Genomic DNA, 26,455 nt, shown 5'->3' with positions numbered 1-26,455 from the left:
CGCCTGAACGATCAGGAGCAACAACAAACTTTTTGGCGGCCGGTCAAACGATTTTGACAAATAGGCACAGGAGGAAACGTTATGGGCGGAACCACGTGGGTCTATATCATGTTGGGGCTTTACATCATCTACTGTTTTTATTGGGGGCTTAAAGGATACTTTACAGAGAAGACCTCTTCGGGCTATGCCATTGCCGGGCGGTCGATTCCCTTTTTTGCTTTCCTGCTCGCGGCAACGGCAGCGTCGTTCTCCGGGTGGACATTTATCGGCCATCCGGGCCTGATCTGGCGGGACGGGTTGGCATACGCATTTGCGTCATTTTATGTACTAACCATTCCCATCACCGGTACATTCTTTTCAAAACGGACCTGGTTGATGGGCAAACGCTACGGGTTTATCACCCCTGGCGATATGTACGCCTACTACTACAATTCCGAACCGCTAAGGTTTCTGGTGGTGTTGACGGCGGTTCTCTACTCCATTTTTTACTCAGCCGTTCAGCTGATGGCATCCGCAGCGCTGTTTAACATCATCGCCGGCGTACCGATTACCTTTGGTGCCATTTTCATGGCCTTCATCGTATGGTTTTACGTGTGCACGGGCGGGCTCAAGGCCAGCACCTGGGTCGGCGTGATTCAGTTTATTCTCCTGGTCGGTGGTATCATCATCCTGGGCTTTTTCGTTATCACCGCACCGCAGTTCGGTGGCTGGTCGGGTTTCTCGGCTGCTGTCCACAACCTGGATGTCAAATTCCTGGAGGTTCCCCGGGTCATCAACACGGTGGACTACCTGGGCGGGGCACCCGGTGAATCGGCCTGGACAGCGGTCATGGTGCTGACCTACATGTTTGCCCTGATGGGCATCCAAAGCTCCCCGGCGTTCACCATGTGGACCTTCGGGATCAAGTCACCCAAACCCCTGGCCTGGCAGCAGGCGTTTATGTCCACCTTCGTGGTTGGCTTTGCCCTGTTCTTCTTCACCGCGTTCCAGGGCATGGGTGCCAAGGTACTGGAACTGGCCGGTCATGAAGCCTTCCAGAACCTGAACAATGCAACGGTAGTACCCACCTTGATGAACGAATTTCTGCCCCCCTTCATGCTGGGTGTCGTTTTCATGGGCGCCATCGCGGCCATCCATTCCACGGCAGCGCCGTACATCGGCACAGGCGGTTCGATTCTGCTGCGCGATATTTACTGGAGATATATCCGCAAACAGGAAGCCACCCATGCCGAGCAGATCTGGATGAACCGGGTATTCGCGACGGTATTGACCATTCTTGCACTGGTCGTGGGCATGACCTCCAAGGCGGCGTTGGTTATTCTCGGCGCATTGGCCACCGCCTTTGGTTTTGTGATGTACGTGCTGCTCTTAGGTGTCATCTGGGGCTTCAAGTTCCCGCGGGTCGGAGCTGTACTTGGTGTTTTGGTCGGTATGTTGGCCGTATATCTAACCTACGCGATCTGGCCGAACCCGCTGTCCATGCACTGTGCCTTCTGGGGTACTTTCAGCGGCCTTGTCGTGGCCTACATCTGCCGCGGCCTGGGCATCAAGGATGACGAGGAGACCATCAAGCGCCAGGCCGAGGTGCGCACTTTCCTTGACGATATCGATGCACCCAGCGAATCAGGCAAGCAGTGGCGCAGTGTGATGAAGATCGCCGTGCCGCTGTGGTATTTCTTTGCCATTGGGCCGGCCTGTATCCTGGGTAACAAGGCTTTCTCCTTCTCCGGATTCACGCCCTTGTGGTCCTGGCAGATCTCCTGGTGGATTCTGGGCATCATCATGATGTGGGCCCTTTGCTTCAAGGCTGAAATGGCCACTACCAATGAGGTTCAAATTGACCGGGCCGAGAAGGAAACCAACATCGTCGTAAAAGAAGCTTAAGCATCAAAGGAGGATTACCCCATGAAAAAAGAAGATATATGGATGATTGGATTGGTCGTGTTTTCCATCCTCTGGACCGCATCCTTTGGATGGGGATTGTTCGGATAAATAGAATTATACGCTGAAATGCCGGCCGCGTCGTTGATCACGCGGCCGGCCCCTACTTTTAATAACCGCTGACACGCCAACGTCAGCGCATAGCCGATAAGGATTATCATCATGGCACTCAAACCCAAACAAGTTACCTGCCGATGTGGCCACTCGTTTATTACCGATCGTAACCGCAGCTGGTGTGAAAAGTGCTGTGAGGCGGTGTATTACCATGAAAAAGATAAAAACAAACATCGGATGAACCATCTTTATGTGGCCGGCATCATCGTTGCGGTGGTCACTTTTTTAACTTACGTATTTATGGAACTGATTGCATCACCACTCTTGTCTGCCTGAGTCTATCATCGCCCTTTATTGATACGCTTTTTTTTGTGCCGGAAATGGAGGACCTCGCCATGGTGAAGCGATCCTTCTATCGCATTTCAGGTTCGTCTAGGTATGCTTTAAATCCGCACACCATTCATTTGTGCCTCATCTGTTGTCTAACCAAACGTCTAATAAAATCCGCCTTTGCTTCATCTGCAACCTTGAAATTCTATTCTCGCGAGGGTATGGATAATTATGGGCAAAAAGATTTTAATTGTCGATGATGAGCCAAGCATCACCGTACCTCTGAAGTTTCTGATGGAACAAAACCAGTTTCAGGTGAGGGTGGTTCATTCCGGTGAAGATGCCTTGACGGCTGTGGATGATTTCCAGCCGGATTTGGTTTTGCTGGACGTAATGCTGCCGGCAGTGGATGGATTTCAAGTTTGCCAAAGTATCAGAGAAAAACCATCGTCCAGAAATATAAAAGTGGTTTTTCTCTCCGCCATGACCCGAGATTTGGATATCGCCAAGGGCAATACCTTGGGGGCGGATGCCTACATTACCAAACCGTTCTCAAACGCCGATGTGGTCAATCAGGTCAAAGATCTCTTAAACGAATGAAACTGAACAACAAATTCTGGCTTTTCGCCATTGTCTGTACAGTCTTCACCACCGCCATTGCCGCAACCTTAGCCATTCTTTTCTGGCGACAACTGTTGCCCGTTGAACAACAACTGTTGATTCAAATTTTCAAGCAGCAGTTCTGGTACTTTTTCAGCACCGGTGTGTTTTTATTTGCCGCTTTCGGTTTTACGCTGGACTGGTTTTTCCGCTTTTATATCCTTCCGTTAAATCAAGTCATTGAAGAAACCAAAGTCATGAACACCGTTAATCCGGCCCATCGGCTCAAGATCGATGGCAGCCGTGAGGTCAGGGTGTTGTCCGAGTTGATCAACGTTTGCGGCGACCAGTTACAATCTGCCAAACATCTTATCGATCAGACGGTGGAATCCGCCAAATCGAAAATCGAGGCGGAAAAAAACATCCTGGCCACGATCATGGCAGAACTGACCCAGGGTGTTTTGATCTGCGATGCGGCAGGTCGGATTTTGCTTTACAACAGGCAAGCCCAACGGGTGCTTGAAAAAGCGCAAGATGCCATTGGCGTGTCGGGGCAGATCGAAACGGTGGTCCCTGAAGGCTTCATCGGTTTAAAACGATCGATCTATGCGTTGATCGATGAACATCTGATCCAATATGCCCTGAAGGATATTCAAAACAAACTGAACCAAAAAAAAGAAAATATTTCCTCTCATTTTGTCATGGTGACCGGTGATCAGCGTCAACTCCGCGTGGAAACACTTCCGATTTTGGATGAAGATCATGGCTTTGCTGGGTTTGTGCTCATTTTTTCGGATATCACCCATCAATTGGAATATGATGGAAAATTCAGCCAGCGTTTCAAGGAGATGGCCAAAACCCTGCGCTCGTCGACCGCCTCCATTCGATCGATTATCGATCTGATGATTCAGTTTCCCGACATGGACGTGGACCAAAAAAAAGATTTTATAGGTATCATTTCTGCTGAAACCCAGAGTCTGAGCCGGATACTGAGAAGCGATCTACCAGAGGCAGACCGCTATGCCCGATCTCGCTGGCCGTTATCTCCCATTTTAGTCACCGATTTCATTGCCACGCTAAAGGAGGAAATTGAAGCGGTCGCGGATCTGCCCATTGACGTGCACGACTGTGATTCCCGCTGCATGATTAAAGTGGACGGCTACGCAATGATCACTGCCGTTGAATATATCCTCAATTGCCTGAAAAATGAGTGTCATGCGAAATGCAGCCGTATCCGTTTGAGCGCGCCGGGAAATCTTGTCCAATTGGATCTCATCTGGCAGGGTGAGCCAATCAAAATCGAGACCTTAAGGCGCTGGAGCGAGCTTTCCTTGACCGGCACCCAAAAAGGATATCCATTAACGCTCAAAGAGGTGCTGGATCACCACCATGCCGAAATCTGGCCCCACACGCCGAATCAACACAATCGTGGGGACGTTTGCCTGCGTCTCTTTATCCCCATGGTGCAATCTGAAGCTATTACGCCGGATATACGCCAAGTGACGATTCTACCCAAGGGCCGACCGGAGTTTTATGATTTCGACCTTTTCAACCAGGCCGGGCAAACCCCGGAAATGGAAAACCGTTTGCTTACGGAACTCGTTTATACGGTGTTTGATACGGAAACGACCGGCCTGGATCCACGAAGTGGAGATGAAATCATCTCGATTGGCGCCATCCGTATTGTCAACGGCCGGCTGCTGACTACAGAGACGGTCAACCAACTTGTGTATCCGGGTCGACCGGTGCCCATCGAATCCACCAAGATTCACGGCATCAACGATGAGATGTTGGCGGGAAAGCCTACAATTGATAAGGTTTTGCCTTTTTTCCATCGATTTGCTAAAAACACGATCCTGGTGGCGCACAACGCTGCCTTTGATATGCGCATGCTGCAAATGAAAGAAAAACAAACCGGCCTGCGATTCATTAATCCGGTACTGGACACCATGCATCTGTCGGCGGTTATCCATCCCGCCCACAATAACCATAATCTGGATGCCATTGCCCAGCGGCTGGGCGTTGCCATCAGCAAACGGCACGACGCCCTTGGGGATGCCATGGCCACCGGTGAGGTATTTTTAAAGACGATACCGCTTTTAAATGAAAAAGGCATCTATACATTAAAAGAAGCGCTGCTTGCCTCACAGCGAACCTACTACGCCAAACTCAAGAAGTATTGAAAAATTGAAATATTGAAGCGTTGACCTATTGAGCAAGAGAAAAGACGCGTGTCCATACATACTTTATTTGTCGATACCAGCATCGAGTCTTATCCGGAAACCCAGCAGATTTGCCGCAAGCTCAATCTGCCAACGGAAAAGATCGAGGATCCTATCACCTTATTCCAGTATGTCAATCGTTCTGCCGATCCGATTGCAACCGGCAAGCAGGTGCTCTACCTGACCCGTAACAAAGGTGGCTTTTTTAAAAAATGCCCAGGCACACGGGAATACATCTGTTGTGATTACAAGATATTGCATGTGGCATCGTTTTGCACCATGGACTGTTCCTACTGTATTTTGCAATCCTATTTTCACCCGCCGGTACTACAGTTTTTTGTCAATCGGGAAGACCTGGACGCAGAACTTGACGATCTTTTTCTGCAAGAACGCATCACACGGGTGGGAACCGGTGAATTTACCGACAGTTTGATCTGGGAACCGTGGACGGACCTGAACGAGCACTTGGTCAGCCGTTTTGCCGCCCAGGACAAGGCGGTGCTTGAACTTAAAACCAAAACCGTCAATATCCAAAGATTAAAGGGGCTCGATCATCAGCGAAAAACCATTTTGGCCTGGTCTCTGAATACCCCCTATGTGATGAAGCATGAAGAAAGACGCACCGCATCGCTGTCTGCGCGTCTTACAGCAGCGTCAACCTGCCAACAGTGTGGGTACCCGCTGGCCTTTCATTTTGACCCAATGGTCATTTACCCCGGCTGTGAAGCGGATTACCAGCAGGTGGTCAACATGCTGTTCGAAAAAGTATCTCCGGAAAACATCGTTTGGATCAGCATAGGTACCTTCCGCTATATGCCGCCCCTCAAATCCGTCATCGCCAAGCGGTTTCCCGCATCAAAAATTGCCTACGGCGAATTCATTACCGGCTTGGATAATAAGATGCGCTATTTCAAGCCCCTACGCATTGCCCTGTACCGGCAAATGGTGGACTGGATTCGCAAGGCCGCACCTGATGTGACGGTCTATTATTGCATGGAAGATGATCAAGTTTGGCAGCAGACCATGGACTGGGTTCCAGCACCGGATGGCGGTTTAGGACGCTTGCTGGACAACAGCGCTGCTGCCATATGCAACCTGAATCCATGATGGTTTTGTTGAAGAAGATTTTTATGAAGATGACATTGTTGAATCGATCGGTGTGGAGTTGTATCAGCTTGGTTGTCGGTCTGCTGTTTTGGGCCGGCGTTGCCTTTCCTGCGGATGCGGCTGGCACCCAATGGGTAACCGTGAAATGGGTGGCGGACGGGGATACCATCATCTTACGCGATGGCCGGCATGTGCGGTATATAGGAATCGATGCCCCGGAAACAGCGCATCATCACCAGCGTGGTGAACCCATGGGCAACCCGGCTCGATCGGCCAACGAGCAGCTTGTCAAGGACCAGCGGCTGCGGCTTGTCTTTGACCAGGAAAAAACCGACCGGTACGGCCGGACGCTGGCCTATGTTTATCGAAGCGATGGACTTTTTGTGAATGCTGAACTGGTTAAAAAAGGCTGCGCCCATGTACTGGTCCAATGGCCGAACGTCAGCCAAACCAAGGTCCTGATCGATGCCCAACGGGATGCCATGGAAAATGGGGGAGGAATCTGGCAGCATATTCAAAAAGATGAGGTGCCGGATAAGCCGTATCGGGGAAACCGCCGGTCAAAGCGATTTCATAGCCATGACTGCCCCAAAGGAAAGACCATGTCCTCCAAAAACCAGGTCTGGTTCAAGAACAAGTGGGCGGCATTCTGGGCCGGATTTTCTCCGGCCAGGGAATGTATTGCGTTTCCTTAAAAAAAAACGGAAGGGCAGCAGCCCTTCCGTTTTCGTTTTTACATAATAGTCTAATTAGTGCTCGTCCAAAAAATTGGGCTATTCTTCTTTTTCCGCATTGAGCTGCTCGATGACCTTGTTGGCAATCTGTGCCGGCACTTCGTCGTAGCGCAGGAATTCCATGCTGTACATCCCCCGACCACCGGTCATGGATCGCAGATCCGGTGCATAGGTCTGGAATTCAGCCAACGGTACTTCCGCATTGATGATCTGGTTTTTCCCGGCCGAATCCATCCCCAGCACGCGTCCACGACGAGAGTTCATGTCGCCCATGATGTCGCCCATGTACTCATCCGGGGTGGTGATGGTGACTTTCATGATGGGCTCTAGCAGCACGGGGTTGGCCTCTTCGCAGGCTTTCTTGTATGCCAGGGAACCGGCCACCTTAAAGGCCATTTCAGAAGAGTCAACGGCATGGTAGCTACCAAAGTCCACCGTCGCGCGGAAATCCACGCAGGGGGCACCGATCAGGGTGCCTTTTTGGCAAGCCTCGACGATCCCTTTTTCAACGGCTGGAATATACTGCTTGGGAATTACGCCACCGACGATGGCATCCACAAACTCGAACCCCGCCCCCCGGGGAAGGGGTTCCATAACGATCCAGCAGTCACCGTATTGTCCATGCCCACCGGATTGTTTCTTATGCTTGCCCTGCACGCGGACCTTTTTCTTGATGGTTTCACGGTAGGGGATTTTGGGGGTTTTGAGCAAAACTTCCACGTTGTATTTGCGTTTGAGCTTTTCAATAGTGCTTTCGATATGCACCTGGCCCGAACCGGAAAGCAGAATTTCCTTGGTTTCCGCATTTCGTTCCAATCTCAGGGCAGTATCTTCTTCAAGCAGTTTGGTCAGTGAAATGTATATTTTATCTTCATCACCGGTGGCCTTGGATTCCAAGGCAAAAGAAATCAGCGTGGGCATGGGCTCAGCGCAGGTGTAGCGAATCTTATTGCCGTCGTCACACAAGGTGTCTCCGGTTTTGGTTTCCTTGAGCTTGGCCACGGCCACGATGGATCCCGGGCCGGCTTCTTTGGCCGGTTTTTGTTCTTTTCCGTTGACCGTCAGAAGCTGGTTGAAGCGCTCTTTGGTTTCCTTGGTGGAATTGTAAAAATTGCCGTCACTGCCCAGTTTCCCTGAAACCACCTTAAAAATGGTCAGGCGACCGGCATACGGGTCTGCAACGGTCTTGAATACAAAGCCGGAAAACGGTTCGTTTTCATCTGGTTTGCGTTCAATGGGTTCATCCTTGGCCGGATTGACGCCCGCTTTGGGAGGACATTCAAGCGGGGAGGGGAGACAGGTGGTGATAAAGTCCATCAGAAGGTCCACGCCAATATCATGGGTTGCCGACCCACACAGCACCGGTGCAAAAGTCCGCGAAAGAATGCCTTTCTTCAGGGTGTCCCGAAGTTCCTGGTTGGTGATGGTTTCACCTTCCAGGTACCGTTCAATCAATTCATCGTCGGCTTCGGCGATATTTTCAATCAGGGTTTCGCGCTCGGTCTCAACGGTGTCCTGCATGTCGGCCGGGATATCGATTGGTGTGGCCTTACCGCTGTCATCGTAATTGTAGGCTTTCATGCCGATCAAATCGATAACACCGTTAAAATCCGCTTCGGCGCCGATGGGCAGTTGAACGATGATGGGTTTGGGAGTCAAACATTGCACCGCATCATCAACGGCGCTGGTAAAATCGGCTCTTTCGCGGTCCAGCTTGTTGATAAAGATCACACAAGGCATGTTATAGCTGGCAGCGAACTCAGCCACTTGTTCAGTCTGAACTTTAACACCGTCGACGGCATCCACCAGAATGAGAGCCACCTCGGCGCCCTGCATGCAAAGTTTGGCATCAGAGATAAAGTTCTGATCACCAGGAGTGTCAATCAGGCTGATGGTATGTTTTTTCCAAGGCAGTTGAAAAAAACCACTGGAAAGACTGGCCTGCCGCTTGAGCTCTTCCGGTTCGAAATCCATTACCGTATTGCCGTCTTCCACACGTCCGATACGGGTCGTCATGCCGGCTTTGTAAATCATGATTTCCGCGAGGGAGGTTTTGCCAGCCCCCCCATGGGCAACCAGTGCAACATTTCTTAAGGTTTCATTCATTTGACCCACTCAAGCTCCTCTCTCCATGGTATTTTCTGCAAGGTTGGCAGAATTTGTCTAAAGCCAATATTAATAGATCGGCAACCAAAAAAAAGCAAGCCCAAAATCCTGATTATAATCCGGAATCTGCTGCTTGGTGCAGGCGGATGATGAACTCTTGATTTCCTTTGGGCCCAAGAATGGGGGAGGGAACAACGGGACCGCAAATCAGCGACCGCTCGTTAAAAAACCGGCGCAGGTCGTCGATGATTTTTTCTCTGAGCGCCGGATCCTTGACCACCCCGCCTCTGCCGACCTTGCCTTTACCCGCTTCGAACTGGGGCTTGATCAACGCCAATATCACAGCATTGGGTTTCAAGTATTGGAGGATGGATGGAACAACAATCTTAAGGGAGATAAATGATGCGTCAATGGTAACTAGATCGATCGGGGCGGTGATCAGGGCCGGATCCATTTTGCGGATGTTCGTCCGTTCAATCACCGTCACCCGTGCGTCGGTTCGAAGTGACCATGCCAGTTGACCATAGCCCACATCAACGGCAAAAACGTGTGCAGCCCCCTGTTGCAGCAGACAATCGGTGAATCCGCCGGTCGAGGCCCCAACATCCAGACAGATCCACCCGGTACAATCCATTTGCATGGCCTTGAGGGCCGCCTCCAGCTTAAGCCCCCCTCGGCTGACATATGGCAAATCCTCGCCTTTGACCGTAATGACAACATCCTCCGGGAATTGGGCACCGGCTTTGTCGCACAGCTTTTGATCTACAAGAATGCGGCCGGCCATGATCATGGCTTTGGCACGCTGCCGACTCTGACAGATCTTTTTTTCTACCAGTAAAATGTCGATTCGTTTTTTCAATTATGATGGATTCGTAATAATTCCGATTCCTTTTGCCCCAGCATCTCAAGCGCTGCTTTAACGATGGCGGCCGCATCCAATCCATAGTCGCAGCGCAAACTGTTTTGGGGACCATGTTCCACAAAACGATCGTTGACGCCTAAGCGCTTGACGTGAACATGCCCCATGCCGTGATCAGCCAGTATTTCAAGAATGCCACTACCGAATCCACCGGCAAGCGTATTCTCCTCGATCGTGATCACGCGGCCAATCGAATCGGCCAAAGGCAAAATCAGGGCTTCATCCAATGGCTTGATAAAGCGGGCATTGACAACCGTGGATTGTATCTGATGATTTTTCGATAACAGGGCCGCTGCGCAAACCGCTTCATCAACCCCACTGCCGACGGCCAGAATCAGCAAGTCGTCTCCCTGGCTGAGAATTTCCGCTTTGCCGATGGGAATCGTAGACAATTCGTCATCCAGATCCACGCCAACCCCCCGGCCACGAGGGTAACGAAGGGCAATGGGCCCGTTGAAGGCCACTGCCGTGGCCAGCATATGACGCAATTCATTTTCGTCTTTGGGTGCCATGACGACCAGGTTGGGGATCGATCTTAGAAAAGATAAGTCAAAAAGACCATGATGGGTGGGCCCGTCCTCACCGACGATACCACCCCGGTCAAGCGCGAAAACCACAGGTAGTTTCTCGATGCAGACATCATGGATGATCTGATCATAGGCGCGTTGCAAAAAAGTCGAATAGATGGCCACCACTGGACGAAAACCTTCGGTGGCCATGCCGGCGGCGAAGGTGACACCATGCTGCTCGGCAATGCCCACATCGAAAAAACGGTCCGGGTAGGCCTTGGAAAAGGGGACCAGTCCGGTCCCTTCGGGCATGGCCGCGGTGACGGCGATGATTTTGTCGTCTTTTTGGGCCAACTCGACCATGGTTTGACCAAATACCTCAGTATAATTAGGAATATCCGTGGCCTTTTTTCGGCAGATTCCCGTATCGATGTCAAACGATCCAACACCATGGAAATAAACCGGGTTCTGTTCCGCCTGGCGATACCCCTTGCCCTTTTTGGTCAGCACATGCAGCAATACCGGCTCATCCATTTTTTTGATATTTTTTAGGATGTCGATCAGGTGATCGAGATTGTGCCCATCGATCGGGCCAAAGTACTCGAAATTAAAGGCCTCGAAGAGCATTCCCGGCGTAACAAAGGTTTTAAAGGATTCTTCACTGCGTTTGGCCAATTGGTAGACGTTCTCACCGATGCGGGGCAAGGACTTGAGAAATTCACCGAATTCCTTGCGCATGATCTGCAACTTGGACGCGGAAAAGGTCCGGCTGAGCAGTGATGAAATGGCCCCCACATTGTGGGAAATGGACATTTCATTGTCATTTAAGATCACAATCAGATCTTTGTCATTGTGGGTATCGCCGGTCTGGTTCATCCCTTCGTAGGCCAGACCGGCCGTCATGGAGCCGTCGCCAATGACGGCTACGACTTTGGCAGGATCCTTCTTCAGGCGCTTGGCACAGGCAATCCCTAATCCCGCAGAGATGGACGTACTGCTGTGTCCGGTCGTAAACGCATCATGTTCGCTTTCACTGCGCTTGGTAAAACCGGAAAGACCACCATGGCGACGCAGGGTAGGGAACTGGTCGCGGCGTCCGGTGAGCAATTTGTGGGCATAGGCCTGATGACCGACATCCCACAGGATTTTGTCGTTGGGCGTATCAAACACATAATGAAGCGCTATCCCAAGTTCCACGGCGCCCAAACTGGAGGCCAGGTGTCCGCCTGAAACCGAGACCACATCAACGATGGTATTGCGAATCTCCTCGGCCAGTTCAGGCAGTTCCGATCGCTTCAGCTGCTTGAGATCGGCGGGAGAGTTGATTTTTTTTAACAACGGTGTGAAAGAAGACAAGGTTTTGAGCTCCCTGACGATTTATCGGGTCCGTTCAACGACATAATGTGCAATGGCCCGCAAAGAATCTGCTTTATTATCAAAAGTATCGATTGCCTTCAAGGCATTGTTAATCAGTTGGCCGGCCAAGTGTTCGGCACCGTCAAGGCCCAGCAACCCTGGATACGTATTCTTGCCGCGCTGCTGATCCGTTCCCGTGGCTTTACCCAACCGCTCGGGATCACCTTTGATGTTCAGCACATCATCGGCGACCTGAAAAGCCAGACCGATGCGCTGTGCATAGGTTTTCAGGGCCGCCTGCTGCTTTGCGGATGCACCGGACAGAAGGGCACCTGTACCCACCGAAATCTCGATTAGCCTCCCGGTTTTCAGCCGATGCAAGGTTTCCAGACTGGCTTCGGAAAGCACGGTTCCCTCGAAGGTGATATCGCGCATCTGACCTTCGATCATCCCCTTGAAGCCAACAGCGGATGCCACTTCCGAGATGGCTGTAAGCCAGCTGGTGCGCTCATCGGCGGATTTCCGGCTGCCGGTATCGGCCAGGATCTCGAAAGCCAGGGTCAGCAGGGCATCACCGGCCAAAATCGCCGTTGCTTCATCAAACTTGACATGACAGGTCGGCTTGCCGCGTCGCGTTTGATCGTCGTCCATGGCCGGCAAGTCATCATGAATCAATGAGTAGGTATGGATCATCTCAATGGCACAGGCCAGGGGCAGGACGTGTTGACGTTGACCACCGACCGCTTCGGCGGCGGCAATGCACAACACCGGGCGCAGTCTTTTGCCACCGGCCATGACAGAGTAAGTCATGGCCTGCATGATCCGTACGTCCGAGGCTGTGTCCCCCAGGTACTGTTGCAGCCCATTGTCGACCATCTGCCGCACACCGGCCAAATACGATTTCAAGTCGAACATGATCAGGACTCCACGTTAAACGGCGTTTCCACAGGCTGTCCGGTATCGTCTGCCATCAGAAGGGTTACCCGTTTTTCGGCTTCATCCAGCATCTCGTTGCAGTAACGGGAAAGCTTGATCCCCGCTTCAAATTTTTCAAGGGCTTTTTCCAGCGGAAGGTCTCCTGATTCCAATGCCTTGACAATTTTTTCCAGATCATTGATCGATTTTTCAAAACTCGGTTTGGCCTTAGGGGACATGTGTTTTTACCTTATTTATATGCATCTGATTGCTTGTCTTCGACGCTGACTGTCAATTGGCCGCGCCCCAGCACGATTTCAAGGGATTGGCCGATTTTTACCTGACGGGCATTGCGCACAATGGTTCGCTGGGGCACAGACCGGGTAATACTATACCCACGTTTCAAAATGGCCAGCGGATTCAAAGCCTCAAGCATGTCCGTATGACGTGCCAAATCATCATGCGCTTTTTTGAGAATCCGGTCCATTTGGCCGTTCAATGCCTGATACAGGGTCATGATACGCGCTTTTTCATAATGCACCGTTTTTGCCGGTGATGCCTGAATGAGCGCCCGATAACGATAATCCACCCGTTCCTTATTACGCGCCAATGCTTCACGGATCAATAGGCTAATACGCGCCGTAAAATCATCAATCCCCAAACGCAGATCTTGCAGCCTGCGTTTGGGGTGAACGATTCGAAGTGAGATTGAATCGATATTTTTTTTTAATAATATCAGATTGTAATTAATATTTTTATAAAGTTTTTGTTTAATAAATAAGATCTGTTCTTGTAGCTCACTTTTCAAAGGAACCGTTATTTCCGCTGCTGCAGATGGGGTGGGGGCCCGTAGATCGGCAACAAAATCGGCGATGGTAAAATCCGTTTCATGCCCGATTGCGGAAACAATCGGAATCCGGGAGGCGAACAGGGCTCTGGCAAGTGCCTCGTCGTTAAATGCACAAAGATCTTCTATGGATCCACCGCCACGCGCCAGAACAATCACATCGGTGGTGCCGATTTGGTTTAGCAGCGCAATGGCATTAATTATTTCGCCTGGCGATCGGACGCCTTGGACCGCAACCGGAACCACTTCAAGCGCTAAATTGGGAAAGCGCCGCTGGGCCACGTTGATGAAATCGCGGATGGCTGCACCAGTCGGCGAAGTGACGATGCTTATTTTGTGCGGCAAGAAAGGAATTTCTTTTTTGTGCCGCTCGTCAAAAAGTCCTTCATCGGAAAGTTTTTGTTTGAGTTTTTCAAAGGCGATTTGAAGCGCACCCACACCTTGGGGCTCCATGTACTCAAAGATAACCTGGTAGCTGCCCCGGGGCTCATACACACTGACGCGTCCAAGACCAACGATCGACATCCCGTCTTCAGGCCTGAATTTTAATGCCTGGGCCTGGACACGAAAGATTACCGCACTGACTTGACTGGATTGGTCTTTTAACGTGAAGTAACAATGGCCTGACGACGGTGTTTTGAAATTCGAAATTTCGCCGGATATCCAGATGAACGGAAACTTTTCTTCAAGCAAGCGCTTGATTTGGCCATTGAGCTCACTAACTTGAAAAATATGTTGCCGTGCTTGCTGTCCGGGGGTGTCTCTGAATGTCATGGATAAAATAGAAACAACGTCTGATAAGATATATTATGTAAAATTGATGATCATCTAAGCCGGCTTATGCTTCGGTTTCATGCTTTGGCCTCCAGCTTTTTTTCACCTTTATCATACTTAAGGATCACGTCCCTGACTTCGGGCTTCACGTAAATATTTTCATGGGCCAAATTGACCAGGTTTTTGGCCAATACTTTTATTTTGCCCTGCAAACCAATATTACGATCGATAATGCAGTGCATTTTTCCTTTGATCAAACAAGCGCCGCTTCTTACGGGAAAGCCACTGGCTCGAAAACTCTGCTCGGACACGGTGACGTCCAATTTTTCAGCTAAGTCTTTAAGATCCTGATAAATTTGCTCTGGTTTCATTGCATTTGATCGACCATCAAGCGTGCTTCAATGTTGCGGTTGATTGACCATTCGCGGCTAAAAACGCTTTTCGTCATATATCAGCTTTATTCTTGAAAATAAAGCGACCTGTGTTATATTCCAGTTGTTTCGATAATAACGTAAAAAACATAAAAAAAATCATATGGAGGTTTTCGATGCAGTCGATTCCAATGGAAAGAACCCAAGCGCAAATCCGCGTGAATTCATTTGTCCGCAGCGTCTACAATTGGATGGCGATCGGACTGGCCTTAACCGGCGTCGTCGCGTGGTTCGTCGCTCACAATGAACCGGTGCTTAGGTTTGTGTATCAGGCACGCTGGATTTTCTTTATCGGAGAAATAGCACTGGTCTTCATGCTCGCCGGACGGGTTCATAAAATGAAAGCGTCCACTGCAACCGGCATGTTCATGTTTTATGCGGCGCTAAACGGAGCGACCCTATCGTTTATTTTCCTTGCTTACACCATGTCTTCGATCGCTTCGACGTTTTTCATCTGTGCCGGCACGTTTGCCGTGTGTAGTATCTTTGGTTGGGTGACCAAGCGTGATCTGACCGGAGTGGGAAACTTTATGTTTATGGGCCTGATCGGTATATTGATTGCCTCTGTCGTCAATATATTTCTCAAAAGTCCGGCCATGCAGATGATTATCAGCTATATCGGCGTAATCGTGTTCACCGGCTTGACCGCCTATGATACGCAGAAACTCAAAGGCATGGCCATGTCCCAGCCCGCCGGCCTGGATGCAGCGGTTGTTCGCAAAGGCGCCATCATTGGAGCATTGACCCTGTATCTGGATTTTATCCTGATGTTTCAGTATTTGTTGATGATCTTTGGTGGAAGTCGAGATTAAGACAGTTATTCCGTAAAAATCAAAAACCCCGAATCACCAAGAAAGTGATTCGGGGTTTGTATTTTAAACCAAACTGAGCGATTAGCCGTTTAGCTTTCAGCAATAGGCAGATTCATTACGGGTAACATTGGAGCACACCCTTCAGCTTTTCCCCAACGCCTTTTCGACCACTGCTGCAATTTGTTGGCACAAGGTATGGGTTTCATCGTCGGATGGCCCTTCGACCATCACCCTGCATTGAGGCTGGGTTCCGGAATAGCGGACAAGTACGCGTCCGTTCTCTCCCAAATGGTTTTCTACGCGTTCGATTTCTTTCTGCAAGGCCTCAACCGAGTCGATCGGCGGTTTGGATTTGACATCAACATTGATCAGGCATTGCGGAAACACGGACATAACCTTGGACAGCTCGGATAATGGTTTTACAGACGAGCGCATGGCATCGATCAACATCAACGCGGCCAACATTCCATCCCCTGTGGTGTGATGATTTAAAAAAATCATGTGGCCGGAATCCTCGCCGCCCATGACGGCACCCGTCTTGACCATCTCCTCCATGACATAACGGTCGCCGACCTTGGCTTGAATATGCTGGAGCCCCATTTTTTTCAGGGCTATCCCCAATCCCAGATTACTCATTACCGTGGTAACAACCACAGGATTGGCAAGCGCCCCCTTGGCCCACAGATGGTTGGCACAAATGGCCATGATTTGATCGCCAGTCAGCACCCTGCCCTTTTCGTCCACCGCTATTAGGCGGTCGGCATCGCCGTCAAAGGCCAAACCAAGATTCGCTTTCTCGAATTTCACCGTTTTTGCTAAAGTTTCAGGATGCTGTGAACCACAATGGTCGTTAATATTGATTCCATCGGGTGAACAAAAAAGCGCTTTTACTTCGGCGCCAAGTTGTTTAAAAAAATCAGGCGCGATCTGGCTTGCCGCTCCATGGGAACAGTCGACAACAAGTTTAAGCCCTTGAAGTGGTTGCTCTCCTGAAAGACAATCCGTCAAAAATTGCAGGTAGCGGTCGCCGGCATCCGTAATCCGCTCGATCGTCCCTGTGCGTTGAATGGCTTCGCTTTGCCTGCATAGAGAATCCGCATCGGCCAGTAGGCGTTCGATGGATTTTTCCATGTCATCGGAAAGCTTGACGCCATCTTTTTTAAATAGTTTGATTCCGTTATCAAAATACGGGTTGTGGGAAGCGGATATTACAATACCGGCATCGAATTTCATCGTCTTTGTCAGATAGGCAACTGCTGGTGTGGGGATCACACCGGCAAGACAGACATCACTTCCCATTGCGCATATTCCGGCCGAAAGCGCTGAAACGAGCATATCGCCGGAAATTCGCGTATCCTGTCCGATTAAAAAACGACCGGCACCGTTTTTCTGGTTTTGATTAAAAAACAAAGCGATTGCACGGCCGATATTAGCCACGGTCAAGCAGTCCAGCGGATATTGATTGGCGCCCCCTCGAATCCCGTCTGTTCCGAACAATTTTCCCACAAGGTATCCTTTATCTACTTTTTTTAACTATTGAATGGTTGAGAATACTTCCAGCAATTCTTTTTCGACTTCTTCTACAATATCCTGCAACCACTTGGTTCCCACGCTACGCTCTTCCGGTTGAAGGTTCGCGATAACCGATAAATAATCAGATTTTTGTGCTTCTTTTTTCTTCTTGATGATTTTGCAAAATGCTACGGGCTCTTGTTTCTTGATTGTTTCTATGTGGCGCTGGATCAGGTCTGCCACCTGATGTCTTTTGTTGAACAGTTGTTCTTTTTGCTCAATCAATCCAGCAGAAGCACGATCCCCCATCTGCTGTTTGTAAAGCTGAGTAGAGGATGGTAGTTTTTCACAAAAGGCGACAAATCGCTTGACGCGTTCATTGATGGCCACGTCGAGCGTTTGAACCAGTCCCTCGTAAAGTGCCAATGGAAACGGATCGTCCACAAACTGTCGCCTGACCTGGGTGTACCATGCCATCAAGGCCACCAGGTTGGCCAGATAGATGATAGTGTTGATTGTCGGCCGTTTGACATTTCTATAAATGCCAGTGGAATAAGGAACACTTCCGCCCCTGTTGACGCCCTCAAACACAAGATGATCAGGTTTCAGTTGGTCTTTTCTATAAATAGAACCCGCAGCGATTACCGTACCATAGACGATACGGCATGGCCCCACCAAGCCGCCCTGCCCTCCAAGAAAGATCGGGTTCTGGTCCAGCATCACCCCTTTTGGCACATCACCAATCAATGATGCTGTGGCTTTATCCTGGTTCGGTGTGTAATTAAAATGGATGTATGAGCTGCCCACTTCACTGTGATTTTTACGATCCGTGCCACCGGCCATGAAACAATCACAAAAATTGATCAGGCTGCCAAGCGTGACAAAGGGAAAAAGAATCGTTTGTTTCAAACCGACGGTGTGGGCGATGCTGGCCTGTTCCTCAAAAATGGTTCCAGACCGGACATGGGCCCCCGATCCAGCATTGGCCCCTTCCAGAAACACAGCATTTTCAAAATACCCGCCTTTTAGTTTAACACCCGGCCCCACAAAGCAGTTTTTTATGGTGACCGGTGCCTCATAACCCAACTCAGCACCCTCGCAAATCAGGGTCTGATTCCCAAAGATCTTGCAACCTGGATAAATGGTGGCAGCATCGGATATCCGGCTGCGATCCACGTCCACTTCAATAAAGATGTCATACTGTTTCAAAGAATCAATCACTTTCTTACTTTAACGGTCATTACAATATGTTTTTGATATCAAAATGAATAAGGTTTCTTTTTTATTGACTTGGCCAAGTTCTTGGCCTAAATTAAGGCTATGAAAACAGCAAATATTGGCGAATTAAAAAACAACCTAAGTAAATTCATTAGCTTCGTCGAAAAAGGCGAAATGGTTGCTATTTGCAAACGCAATATTCCAATTGCAATGATTATTCCTCATCACTCCAAATCAAAGAGCAATCAAACCAAGCTCGGTTGTGGGATGGGCACGGTTCAAATAAAAGCCGATCTGACCGACCCCTTGATCCCTGAAGACAGCTGGGACATGCACTGTCAATGAAATTGCTGTTAGATACATGTTGTATTATATGGGCCGTCTCTGAACCCACTGCCATTTCGCAAAATGCTGTCAAGCTCTTAACTGCTGAAAAATCTGAAATCAGTGTTTCTGCGATCAGTGTGGCAGAACTTGCCTGCTCAGTTGAACGGGGACGTGTTATTATCGATCGCCACTGGAAAAAGTGGTTTAGACATTATATTGACCTAAATGGATGGCAGGTTGAAAGCGTCAGCCTTGAAATTATGGAAGAAGCCTATTCCTTGCCAGATAATTTTCACGCAGATCCCGCTGATCGTATTATTACCGCAACCGCTCGGATAAAAAAATACACGATTCTTACAGCTGATAAAAAGATTCTCGCCTATCCTCATGTTAATTCAATCTGGTAGCAACGTCATGGTGTTCGGCGGTCAGATCCATCGGTTCTAATTCTATCTTAAATTTTTTAACAAACAACCCATTTTTGCGACAATACTGAAGCGCTGTTTGACAAGCGTTTTGGTTGGCCCGGCCATTGAATGAAAGAAGCACGCCTCGAATGCCGTATTTTTCTACTAAATCGTGCAGTTTTTCGAAGTTGCCTAAAATGGCGTAACCTTGAATTTTTTTTCCGATCTTAAGCGGATCGTCATCTAAAAATCCCACCGGATTGAGATTCAATGATTTGTTGTTGATGATCTCGCGCATCAACAATTCCCCCCCCTGCCCTGCGCCGTAAATAATTACCCGATCTCCGGCAAGGGTTTTACGCTTCATGGTTTCCGTAAAGAACCGGAACGATCCACGCGTACCTAAAATGAAAACCGTTGTCAGCAGCCAGTCAATGATAAAAACCCCTTTTGAGAAGTCTTTAAAGCGAAACAAGATCGTGACGCAGGTGATCGCCAAAATGGTGGCCATGGTGGAACTGCGAATATAAAGAAACACGTCTCTTGTGCTTAGGTATCTCCAAAACCCCTTGTATATTCCGCCAAAAAAGAAAACGATCAGCTTAATGGCGATAATCACAGGCAAAGACTTTAAAAATACCTTGAAATAAAATGCGAAATCAGTTCCATCGAACCTGAGTCGGTAGCTCAGATAATAAGAAAACGCAACCAATCCCAGATCGAGCACAATCATGGCCAATTGGCGTTTGTAGGTCAGCTCGATCAATATTGGCGTGTATTTATGTCCCCGCAGAACCGAAAACTCTTTTTCCGGGTAAACCCTCAATTGCGACAAGTAAATGCCCATCAACAGGGTAGACAGTGCAACGGGGATAATCACGGCCGGTGAAGTCAAGCTATCGCTGCGGCTGACAAAAACAGCCGATAGCCCGGACACGGCACCGATACCATAGAGGATGAGCACGGCCTGTTTCTCGCTGAGCCCCATCAGCACCAATCGGTGGGAGGTGTGATCGCGCCCACCGGTAGATGCTTTTCGGCCGCTTAACAAACGGATGGTAGTAACCAACGTGGTGTCCAAAATGGGCACCATAAGGATCAGCAGGGGAACGGCAAACGCGGAAAGCGGATTTAAAATGGCCGTTTTTCCATATTGCAGGCTCAACACGGCGATGGCAAACCCAATCACCAGGCTTCCACAATCCCCCATAAAAATGGAGGCTGGATTAAAATTATAAATTAAAAACCCCAGGCAGGCACCGGCAACGATCAATGCCAACAGGCAGGCTGAAGGATTGATGCCGTTGTATAAAAATACCATGGACATGCAGGCCACCATGGCCACGCCCGCACAAAGCCCGTCCATATTATCCAACAGGTTGAAGGCGTTGGTGATGCCGACAATCCAAATCAGGGTAAACATGGTATCCAAGGTCAGGGATGTAAACCAGTTCAGGCGAAATCCCAAAAAAATCACTACGCTGGCCACGGTTATTTGACCTATCAGCTTGGTTTGCGGCTTTAGATTGACAAAATCATCGGCCAAGCCAAGCAGAAACAAAATCAACGTTCCGCCAAAAACAACAATGGACAGCGGTAAAACGGGTTTGCCTTGCCCGTTGAAGGTAATTTCCCTCAAAGCAGCATACAAATCGCCGCCAATCAAAATGGATATGCCGATGCCAAGAAAAATGGCGATTCCTCCCATCAGGGCAGTGGTTTTTTTATGCCATCGATCTTCTTTGGGACGGGCGACCCAGCCGTTTTTGATGGCCACCAGGCGCACCACCGGGGTCATTATCAGTGAGATTAGGAACGCGAGCACACCATAACCCAGTTGTGTTGTTTCAATCATGTTTTTTATGAATTTTCTTTGCGGATTGAGCGAAGCGGGCGTGATTATTTCCCCATAATCGACGCAATCACTTGCGAGAGGATAAAATCCAAACGCTTATCCGGCTTAAAACCAGTGATCGATTCCAGTTTATCCGTACTGGGGACACGGCGCAGCATATCCTCAAAGTCCTTTCCAAAGGCTTCTTCATAGGGAATCAGCTTGATGGTGGAGGATGACCCGGTCATTTGTATGATTTTTTGGGCCAGGTCGGAAATGGAGATTTCCTCATGGCCGCCCACGTTGAACACTTCACCCACGGATTGATCACTTTCTATGAGTTTTATCAGCGCGGTGACAACATCTTTAACAAAAGTAAACGTCCGCGTCTGGTTGCCGTCACCAAAAACGGTGATGGGGTCATTTTTAAGGGCCTGGGTTACGAACCGGGGAATCACCATCCCATATGCACCGGTTTGTCTGGGACCAACCGTGTTAAACAAGCGGGCAATGGTCACCTCAAGGCCGTTGGTGCGATGGTAGGCCAGCGCGGTAAACTCATCCATCAATTTTGAAGCCGCATAGCTCCAACGGAATTTACTGGACGGGCCGTAAATAATATTGTCGGTTTCAACAAGCGGTGCATGCATGTGTTTGCCGTAAACCTCTGATGTCGAAGCAATCAGCACCCGTTTTTTAAATTTGTTGCACATTTCAAGAACCTTTTCAGTCCCTTGAATATTGGTCACGATGGATTCCAAAGGCTTGTCAAGGATTGTCTGCACACCGACCGCTGCGGCAAGATGAAAGACCATATCGCAGATGCCGGTAAGTTCCAGCATGATGTCGGCGTTCAAGATTGTATTGATATGCACGAACAATTTGTTTTCATAGGCTGGATTGTCCTGCAGAAAACGGATATTGTCCATCGATCCGGTGGACAAATCGTCGATGATGTATACCTCGTCGCCGCGTTCAAGACAGGTTTGGGCCAAATGAGAACCAATGAATCCGGCGCCGCCGGTGATGAGTATGCGCATTATGATGCCCTTTTTTTTTATATACGAATTGATTACGATTATTCAGAATGACAAATGGGTAGTCATCTAATAACCGATAACGATCAAGATGACAATGGCCATGGCGTCCTGCTATTTAAATCAGGAATCAGATTGACCATTTCTCACGCCACATCTGCCACATCAACAATGTCCAAAGCTTATGTTGGTGATTTTTGACCCCACTCATGTGTTCATGCAGTATCTGGCTGACGAATGCTGGATCGAGTCGCCCTTCTCGCTCCAGCCGCGCAGGAGATAGATAATCGTCCACCAATTCACGCAATTCTTTTCTTAACCACTGCGCGATGGGAACGCCAAATCCCATTTTCGGCCGTTCGACCAGTTCGCGGGGGACATGATTGAGCAATAGTCGGGTTAGCAGGTATTTGCCTTTTCCGTTTCTGAACTTTAAAGATTCAGGCAATTGAGCGGCAAATTCCACGATCCGGTGGTCTAATATCGGTACCCTTACCTCCAAACTGGCAGCCATACTCGCACGATCAACCTTTGTCAACATGTCGTCGGGTAGATAGGTCTGTTGATCCACCATCAGCAATATCTGGATCGCAGCACTATTTGCCAGTTTGGGAAACACCATATCATAGGTGCTGACTGGTACATTGGCCCCAGTTAACTTAAAAATTTCATCCTTTGACCAGATCGAAATCGTCATTCGATACAGTTCGGACAGCTCTCGACAACTTAATTGGTTGATCAGCTTTACCCATTTGTCTGGGAAATTCTCGACCTGCAGTCTATTGGGGAGTACATGGCGAATGGCAGAATAAAATCGATTCACTGCCGCTATCGGCAGCCTGTCCAGACCCTGTTTTAACGGATGACGGATTGCTTCAGGCAGCAGTTTCATCCAGGTTGCCATCTTTTGGGTCATCCAGTAACGTGCATAGCCGGCAAACAGCTCGTCGCCGCCATCCCCGGACAGGGCCACGGTAACCTGTTCGCGTGTCATCCGGCTGACTATCAAGGTGGGCAGCGCAGATGAATCCGCAAAGGGCTCATTATATATTTCAGGCAATTCCGAAATCACTGCCAATGCGTCTTGGGGAGAGACATACAATTCCATGTGGTCCGTGCCAAGATGTTTTGCTATCTTCGCCGCCCATGGCGCCTCGTTGAATCCTTTTTCCTGAAAACCGATACTAAAGGTTTTTACCTTCGATGGGCTTATTTTCTGCATGATGGCAACCACGATTGAGGAATCAATACCACCGCTGAGCAACGCACCCAAGGGAACATCGCTGATCAAGCGATCGGAAACAGCTTGGGTCAACAGGTAATCCAGCTTGTTGACATAGTCCTGTTCATTCGGGGGCTGCAGAAAAACGCTATCAGGGTCATCGCCCGGAATCTTCCACCATTGCCTTTTCTGCAATGTCTTTCCATCGTAAATGATAAAGTGACCGGGTTCTATCTTAAATGTATTTCGAAATACGGTTCTGGGTGTGGGAATATATTGATAATGAAGAAACGATTGAAACGCATCCGGATCCACCGTACGTGGATACCCGCGAAACGCCATCAAGGCGCTGAGTTCAGATCCGAAAAGGAAGGTATCCCCATTCAAATAATAATACAGCGGTTTTATGCCTAAACGGTCCCGTGCAAGAAACAGCGCCTTTTTTAAACTGTCCCATATCGCAAAGGCAAACATCCCAACAAAATGATCAAGGCATGCGGTGCCCCAATGCAGGTATGCATTTAATATGACCTCCGTATCGCTTTCACTTTTGAAGTGATATCCGAATTGCTCCAATTGCGATCTTATGGATTTGAAATTATAGATTTCTCCGTTAAATACGATGACCGCTCGACTATCCTGGCTATACATCGGTTGATGACCAGTCATCGACAAGTCAATGACGGAAAGCCGGCGGTGAGCCAAGCCAACGCCTGACGACTTTTCATAGAAAAAACCAGAATCATCCGGCCCCCGATAGGACAGCACCGCAGCTGATTGGGGAAGCTCGTATTGCAATTTGTCAAACTGTCGAGGACAAAAAAAACCTGTAATGCCGCACATATCTTTTGTCTGCTTGAATTTTGGTTGAGATTGAATAATTCATTGCTTGGCGAAAGATCAAAAATCCGTTAGTAACAACTATGAATGAAAAGGCATTGAAAACAAACGGAGTCTTTAACATTGAAACACGCGTCGTCGTTGACCCACTCTCCTTTACTGGCAAAAAACACCCTCTTTAACATATTGGGATATGGCGCACCGTTGATCGTGGCGGTATTTGCTATTCCGGCGATTATAGCAGGACTGGGAACGGATCGGTTCGGCATTCTAACATTGGCGTGGGTACTGATTGGCTATTTCGGATTACTGGATTTAGGCCTGGGCAGAGCGCTGACCATGGTTGTTTCGGAGAAACTGGGTCTCGATCAGACAGCTGAGATTCCATCAACGATATGGACCGCTCTCTTGTCCATGCTTCTGGTCGCCTTACTGATCAGTGTCATGATTTTTTTCTGCAGTCATTGGTTGATCTATGAAATATTGAACATCCCTGACACCCTTGAACCGGAAACCCATCATGCCTTTCTTATTTTAATCCTGTTTATTCCCGTGGTAATCGTCAGTGTGGGATTCCGTGGAATATTAGAAGCATATCAAAGGTTTGATTTGGTTAATGCCGTACGTATTCCACTTGGTATCTTCTCTTTTGCTGCACCAGTGGTAGTGATCTCCTTTTCTATCAATTTGCCATTAATTATTTTAGTACTGTGCGTCGGGCGGGCTGTTGCGGCATGTTTCCAATTTATGTGTTGTTGCAGGATCGTTCCAGATCTGGTTTCCAAAATTTCCCTTGAGGCGAATCAATTCTGGTCTCTTATGAAATTTGGCGGTTGGATGACAGTTACCAATGTGGTTAGTCCGCTTTTGGTTTATTTGGATCGAATTTTTATTGGTTCGATGATATCTGTTACCGCCGTCACTTACTATGCGACCCCCAGTGAAGTGATAACAAAATTAACCCTTCTTTCTGGGGCGTTGATGAGCGTTCTTTTCCCGGCGATTGCGTCGAGCTTTAGTGTACATCGGCAGCGTAGCGCCGTGTTGCTGGACCGAGGGTTGAAATACGTATTTATAGCAATTTTTCCGATCATTTTAATCATTGTAACCTTTGCACCCGAAGGGTTGGCCTTATGGCTCGATAACCGTTTTGTGCAAAACAGCGCTTGGGTCGCACGGATACTTTCCGTTGGGATTTTTTTCACTTGCCTAGGGCAAATCCCATATGCATTCATTCAGGGGGCAGGACGTCCAGACTTGACGGGCAAACTGCATCTTATGGAGTTGCCACCCTACATTGTTTTGCTGATTATTTTTCTTAAATTGTCAGGGATCGAGGGTGTTGCACTTGTATGGACCCTGCGATTTATGGTGGATACGCTGATTATGTATCTGACCTCGCAAAAACTGCTTGGCGACTATCAAATTAAAACGAAACCAAAACTGATTGCAATTACAATTGCGATCGTTCCAATGTTGATACTGGCGTCATTGCATTCCATGGGTTGGCGCATATTGGGATTCTTTTTGGTGATTGTCATATATTTCTATGTAGGCATGTCTTATCTGCTGTCCAGAGATGAAAAAAAAATATTAATCACAACGTTTCAATCAATTATGGGTCGTGGAGGAAAGCGTAGTGCGTGAAAGCATAATTCTGCCAGAGGAAGTTTCGAAAAAAATTGAATCCGGTGAACCGGTAGAACTGGAACTGGGGTGTGGCAATCGCAAACGCCATTTTAACGCCATTGGTATCGATATCATCGCATACGATGGTGTTGATATCGTTGGAGACATTTTTTCCGCGCTTGTTAAGTTTCCTGAGCAATCCATTGAAACCGTTTATGCCTATCACTGCTTCGAACATCTGAAGAATCTATCAGGGGTAATGGATCAACTGGCACGGATAACCAAACCAAAAGGGTTCCTCCATGTCGAGGTACCGCACTTTTCAAATCCTTTTTATTACTCTGACTACTCCCACTGCCAGCCATTTGGTTTATACACGTTCTCCTATCTGTCCAGTGAGCGCCTGTTTCAACGCCGGTGTCCGACCTATCAACGCAACATCGACTTTGAGCTTCAACGTGTCAAGCTGGTGTTCAAATCTCCCCGTCCATTCTATGGGCGTTATGCGATTAAGAAAATGTTTCAGATAATATTCAATTGTAATCGGTATGCAATGGAATTTTACGAGGAAAATCTGTGCTGGATGATTCCATGTTATGAGATATGCTATGATTTGAGGCGGTTATAATGAGGGTGTTGTTGCTTAGCCGTTATTGCCGATTGGGTGCCAGTAGTAGATTACGATCTCTCCAATATGTCCCCAGATTGTCCCAATGTGGTGTTCAAGTTGACGTTACGGCATTATATGATGAGGCTTATCTAAATGAATTAT

General features: G+C 48.6%; 24 protein-coding genes. 11 read left to right on the top strand and 13 right to left on the bottom strand.

The genetic code is table 11. The features are described 5' to 3' along the window. Positions 1-81 precede the first annotated feature (81 nt). A complete protein-coding gene (locus Dvar_RS22355; protein ID WP_419655341.1) occupies positions 82-1,884 on the top strand; it encodes a sodium:solute symporter family protein in 1,803 nt (600 codons plus the stop codon). Between the two features lie 14 nt (positions 1,885-1,898). Here Dvar_RS22355 and Dvar_RS22350 read toward each other — a convergent pair whose 3' ends face one another. Then, positions 1,899-2,105: a hypothetical protein gene (locus Dvar_RS22350; RefSeq protein WP_419655340.1), complete on the bottom strand. Its 207-nt coding sequence runs from the start codon at positions 2,103-2,105 to the stop codon at positions 1,899-1,901. On the opposite strand from Dvar_RS22350, the gene Dvar_RS22345 reads away from it, so the two are divergent. The 5 genes from Dvar_RS22345 to Dvar_RS22325 all read left to right on the top strand — a co-directional run bounded on the left by Dvar_RS22345 (position 2,104) and on the right by Dvar_RS22325 (position 6,949). Beyond that, entirely contained in the window at positions 2,104-2,331 is a 228-nt protein-coding gene (locus Dvar_RS22345) for a hypothetical protein (protein WP_419655339.1), read from the top strand. The two genes, Dvar_RS22350 and Dvar_RS22345, sit on opposite strands and share 2 nt — an antisense overlap. A 225-nt stretch (positions 2,332-2,556) precedes the next feature. Next, positions 2,557-2,925 (top strand): response regulator transcription factor, encoded by a 369-nt coding sequence (locus Dvar_RS22340; RefSeq protein ID WP_419655338.1) that lies wholly within the window; start codon positions 2,557-2,559, stop codon positions 2,923-2,925. Continuing rightward, a complete protein-coding gene (locus tag Dvar_RS22335; protein WP_419655337.1) occupies positions 2,922-5,108 on the top strand; it encodes an exonuclease domain-containing protein in 2,187 nt (728 codons plus the stop codon). Before Dvar_RS22340 ends, Dvar_RS22335 begins: the two co-directional genes overlap by 4 nt. 48 nt (positions 5,109-5,156) lie before the next feature. Next, positions 5,157-6,254, top strand: coding sequence for a radical SAM protein (locus Dvar_RS22330; RefSeq protein ID WP_419655336.1), 1,098 nt, complete (start codon positions 5,157-5,159; stop codon positions 6,252-6,254). A gap of 23 nt (positions 6,255-6,277) precedes the next feature. Next, positions 6,278-6,949: a thermonuclease family protein gene (locus Dvar_RS22325; protein ID WP_419655335.1), complete on the top strand. Its 672-nt coding sequence runs from the start codon at positions 6,278-6,280 to the stop codon at positions 6,947-6,949. Between the two features lie 78 nt (positions 6,950-7,027). Here Dvar_RS22325 and fusA read toward each other — a convergent pair whose 3' ends face one another. The 7 genes from fusA to Dvar_RS22290 form a co-directional block, all read right to left on the bottom strand. Then, positions 7,028-9,094, bottom strand: a complete 2,067-nt coding sequence (gene fusA, locus Dvar_RS22320; RefSeq protein ID WP_419655334.1) for an elongation factor G — start codon at positions 9,092-9,094, stop codon at positions 7,028-7,030. Positions 9,095-9,206: 112 nt separating this feature from the next. After that, positions 9,207-9,953: a TlyA family RNA methyltransferase gene (locus tag Dvar_RS22315; protein ID WP_419655333.1), complete on the bottom strand. Its 747-nt coding sequence runs from the start codon at positions 9,951-9,953 to the stop codon at positions 9,207-9,209. Beyond that, on the bottom strand, positions 9,950-11,878 hold the full coding sequence (dxs, locus tag Dvar_RS22310) for a 1-deoxy-D-xylulose-5-phosphate synthase (RefSeq protein WP_419655332.1): 1,929 nt from the start codon (positions 11,876-11,878) through the stop codon (positions 9,950-9,952). Before dxs ends, Dvar_RS22315 begins: the two co-directional genes overlap by 4 nt. Before the next feature lie 21 nt (positions 11,879-11,899). Then, positions 11,900-12,793 (bottom strand): polyprenyl synthetase family protein, encoded by an 894-nt coding sequence (locus Dvar_RS22305; RefSeq protein WP_419655331.1) that lies wholly within the window; start codon positions 12,791-12,793, stop codon positions 11,900-11,902. Positions 12,794-12,795: 2 nt separating this feature from the next. After that, the gene (xseB, locus tag Dvar_RS22300) at positions 12,796-13,032 is read right to left on the bottom strand and encodes an exodeoxyribonuclease VII small subunit (protein ID WP_419655330.1); all 237 of its coding nucleotides are present in this window, start codon (positions 13,030-13,032) and stop codon (positions 12,796-12,798) included. 11 nt (positions 13,033-13,043) lie between these two features. Next, a complete protein-coding gene (gene xseA, locus Dvar_RS22295) occupies positions 13,044-14,414 on the bottom strand; it encodes an exodeoxyribonuclease VII large subunit (RefSeq protein ID WP_419655329.1) in 1,371 nt (456 codons plus the stop codon). Positions 14,415-14,491: 77 nt separating this feature from the next. Beyond that, positions 14,492-14,785 (bottom strand): hypothetical protein, encoded by a 294-nt coding sequence (locus Dvar_RS22290; protein WP_419655328.1) that lies wholly within the window; start codon positions 14,783-14,785, stop codon positions 14,492-14,494. Between the two features lie 176 nt (positions 14,786-14,961). Between Dvar_RS22290 and Dvar_RS22285 the strand changes: the two genes are divergently transcribed. After that, positions 14,962-15,657: a Bax inhibitor-1/YccA family protein gene (locus Dvar_RS22285; protein ID WP_419655327.1), complete on the top strand. Its 696-nt coding sequence runs from the start codon at positions 14,962-14,964 to the stop codon at positions 15,655-15,657. Between the two features lie 141 nt (positions 15,658-15,798). On the opposite strand, the gene glmM is transcribed toward Dvar_RS22285, so the two are convergent. Both glmM and Dvar_RS22275 read right to left on the bottom strand, forming a co-directional pair. Beyond that, positions 15,799-17,163, bottom strand: a complete 1,365-nt coding sequence (gene glmM, locus Dvar_RS22280; protein ID WP_419655326.1) for a phosphoglucosamine mutase — start codon at positions 17,161-17,163, stop codon at positions 15,799-15,801. 27 nt (positions 17,164-17,190) lie between these two features. After that, entirely contained in the window at positions 17,191-18,390 is a 1,200-nt protein-coding gene (locus Dvar_RS22275; protein WP_419655325.1) for a protein GlmU, read from the bottom strand. Between the two features lie 99 nt (positions 18,391-18,489). On the opposite strand from Dvar_RS22275, the gene Dvar_RS22270 reads away from it, so the two are divergent. Both Dvar_RS22270 and Dvar_RS22265 read left to right on the top strand, forming a co-directional pair. Continuing rightward, positions 18,490-18,732 (top strand): type II toxin-antitoxin system Phd/YefM family antitoxin, encoded by a 243-nt coding sequence (locus tag Dvar_RS22270; RefSeq protein ID WP_419655324.1) that lies wholly within the window; start codon positions 18,490-18,492, stop codon positions 18,730-18,732. Continuing rightward, positions 18,729-19,121: a type II toxin-antitoxin system VapC family toxin gene (locus Dvar_RS22265; RefSeq protein WP_419655323.1), complete on the top strand. Its 393-nt coding sequence runs from the start codon at positions 18,729-18,731 to the stop codon at positions 19,119-19,121. The genes Dvar_RS22270 and Dvar_RS22265 overlap by 4 nt, the downstream gene beginning before the upstream one ends. Here Dvar_RS22265 and Dvar_RS22260 read toward each other — a convergent pair. From Dvar_RS22260 to asnB, 3 genes are all read right to left on the bottom strand, one after another. Continuing rightward, positions 19,105-20,976, bottom strand: coding sequence for a glycosyl transferase (locus Dvar_RS22260; protein WP_419655322.1), 1,872 nt, complete (start codon positions 20,974-20,976; stop codon positions 19,105-19,107). The genes Dvar_RS22265 and Dvar_RS22260 overlap by 17 nt on opposite strands. A gap of 44 nt (positions 20,977-21,020) precedes the next feature. Beyond that, complete coding sequence (locus Dvar_RS22255; RefSeq protein WP_419655321.1) at positions 21,021-21,995, bottom strand: GDP-mannose 4,6-dehydratase; 975 nt, start codon at positions 21,993-21,995, stop codon at positions 21,021-21,023. Positions 21,996-22,122: 127 nt separating this feature from the next. Further along, positions 22,123-24,057 carry an asparagine synthase (glutamine-hydrolyzing) gene (asnB, locus tag Dvar_RS22250; protein WP_419655320.1) on the bottom strand — a complete coding sequence of 645 codons (1,935 nt, stop codon included), beginning with the start codon at positions 24,055-24,057 and terminating at the stop codon, positions 22,123-22,125. 120 nt (positions 24,058-24,177) lie between these two features. Here asnB and Dvar_RS22245 point away from each other — a divergent pair, with 120 nt between their 5' ends. After that, positions 24,178-25,701 carry a flippase gene (locus tag Dvar_RS22245; protein ID WP_419655319.1) on the top strand — a complete coding sequence of 508 codons (1,524 nt, stop codon included), beginning with the start codon at positions 24,178-24,180 and terminating at the stop codon, positions 25,699-25,701. Further along, positions 25,694-26,311 carry a class I SAM-dependent methyltransferase gene (locus Dvar_RS22240; RefSeq protein ID WP_419655318.1) on the top strand — a complete coding sequence of 206 codons (618 nt, stop codon included), beginning with the start codon at positions 25,694-25,696 and terminating at the stop codon, positions 26,309-26,311. The genes Dvar_RS22245 and Dvar_RS22240 overlap by 8 nt, the downstream gene beginning before the upstream one ends. Positions 26,312-26,455: the final 144 nt, after the last annotated feature.

It is taken from the genome of Desulfosarcina variabilis str. Montpellier (assembly GCF_048565275.1).
Lineage (GTDB): Bacteria > Desulfobacterota > Desulfobacteria > Desulfobacterales > Desulfosarcinaceae > Desulfosarcina > Desulfosarcina variabilis.
This window is presented reverse-complemented; position numbering and strand designations above follow the sequence as displayed.

Bases quoted from the DNA above. Each gene is read 5' to 3' on its own strand.
- Dvar_RS22355 (WP_419655341.1), top strand. From the start codon at position 82: ATGGGCGGAACCACGTGGGTCTATATCATGTTGGGGCTTTACATCATC.
- Dvar_RS22345 (WP_419655339.1), top strand. From the start codon at position 2,104: ATGGCACTCAAACCCAAACAAGTTACCTGCCGATGTGGCCACTCGTTT.
- Dvar_RS22350 (WP_419655340.1), bottom strand. From the start codon at position 2,105: ATGATGATAATCCTTATCGGCTATGCGCTGACGTTGGCGTGTCAGCGG.
- Dvar_RS22340 (WP_419655338.1), top strand. From the start codon at position 2,557: ATGGGCAAAAAGATTTTAATTGTCGATGATGAGCCAAGCATCACCGTA.
- Dvar_RS22335 (WP_419655337.1), top strand. From the start codon at position 2,922: ATGAAACTGAACAACAAATTCTGGCTTTTCGCCATTGTCTGTACAGTC.
- Dvar_RS22325 (WP_419655335.1), top strand. From the start codon at position 6,278: ATGAAGATGACATTGTTGAATCGATCGGTGTGGAGTTGTATCAGCTTG.
- fusA (WP_419655334.1), bottom strand. From the start codon at position 9,094: ATGAATGAAACCTTAAGAAATGTTGCACTGGTTGCCCATGGGGGGGCT.
- Dvar_RS22305 (WP_419655331.1), bottom strand. From the start codon at position 12,793: ATGTTCGACTTGAAATCGTATTTGGCCGGTGTGCGGCAGATGGTCGAC.
- xseB (WP_419655330.1), bottom strand. From the start codon at position 13,032: ATGTCCCCTAAGGCCAAACCGAGTTTTGAAAAATCGATCAATGATCTG.
- xseA (WP_419655329.1), bottom strand. From the start codon at position 14,414: ATGACATTCAGAGACACCCCCGGACAGCAAGCACGGCAACATATTTTT.
- Dvar_RS22290 (WP_419655328.1), bottom strand. From the start codon at position 14,785: ATGAAACCAGAGCAAATTTATCAGGATCTTAAAGACTTAGCTGAAAAA.
- Dvar_RS22285 (WP_419655327.1), top strand. From the start codon at position 14,962: ATGCAGTCGATTCCAATGGAAAGAACCCAAGCGCAAATCCGCGTGAAT.
- Dvar_RS22270 (WP_419655324.1), top strand. From the start codon at position 18,490: ATGAAAACAGCAAATATTGGCGAATTAAAAAACAACCTAAGTAAATTC.
- Dvar_RS22265 (WP_419655323.1), top strand. From the start codon at position 18,729: ATGAAATTGCTGTTAGATACATGTTGTATTATATGGGCCGTCTCTGAA.
- Dvar_RS22260 (WP_419655322.1), bottom strand. From the start codon at position 20,976: ATGATTGAAACAACACAACTGGGTTATGGTGTGCTCGCGTTCCTAATC.
- Dvar_RS22255 (WP_419655321.1), bottom strand. From the start codon at position 21,995: ATGCGCATACTCATCACCGGCGGCGCCGGATTCATTGGTTCTCATTTG.
- asnB (WP_419655320.1), bottom strand. From the start codon at position 24,057: ATGTGCGGCATTACAGGTTTTTTTTGTCCTCGACAGTTTGACAAATTG.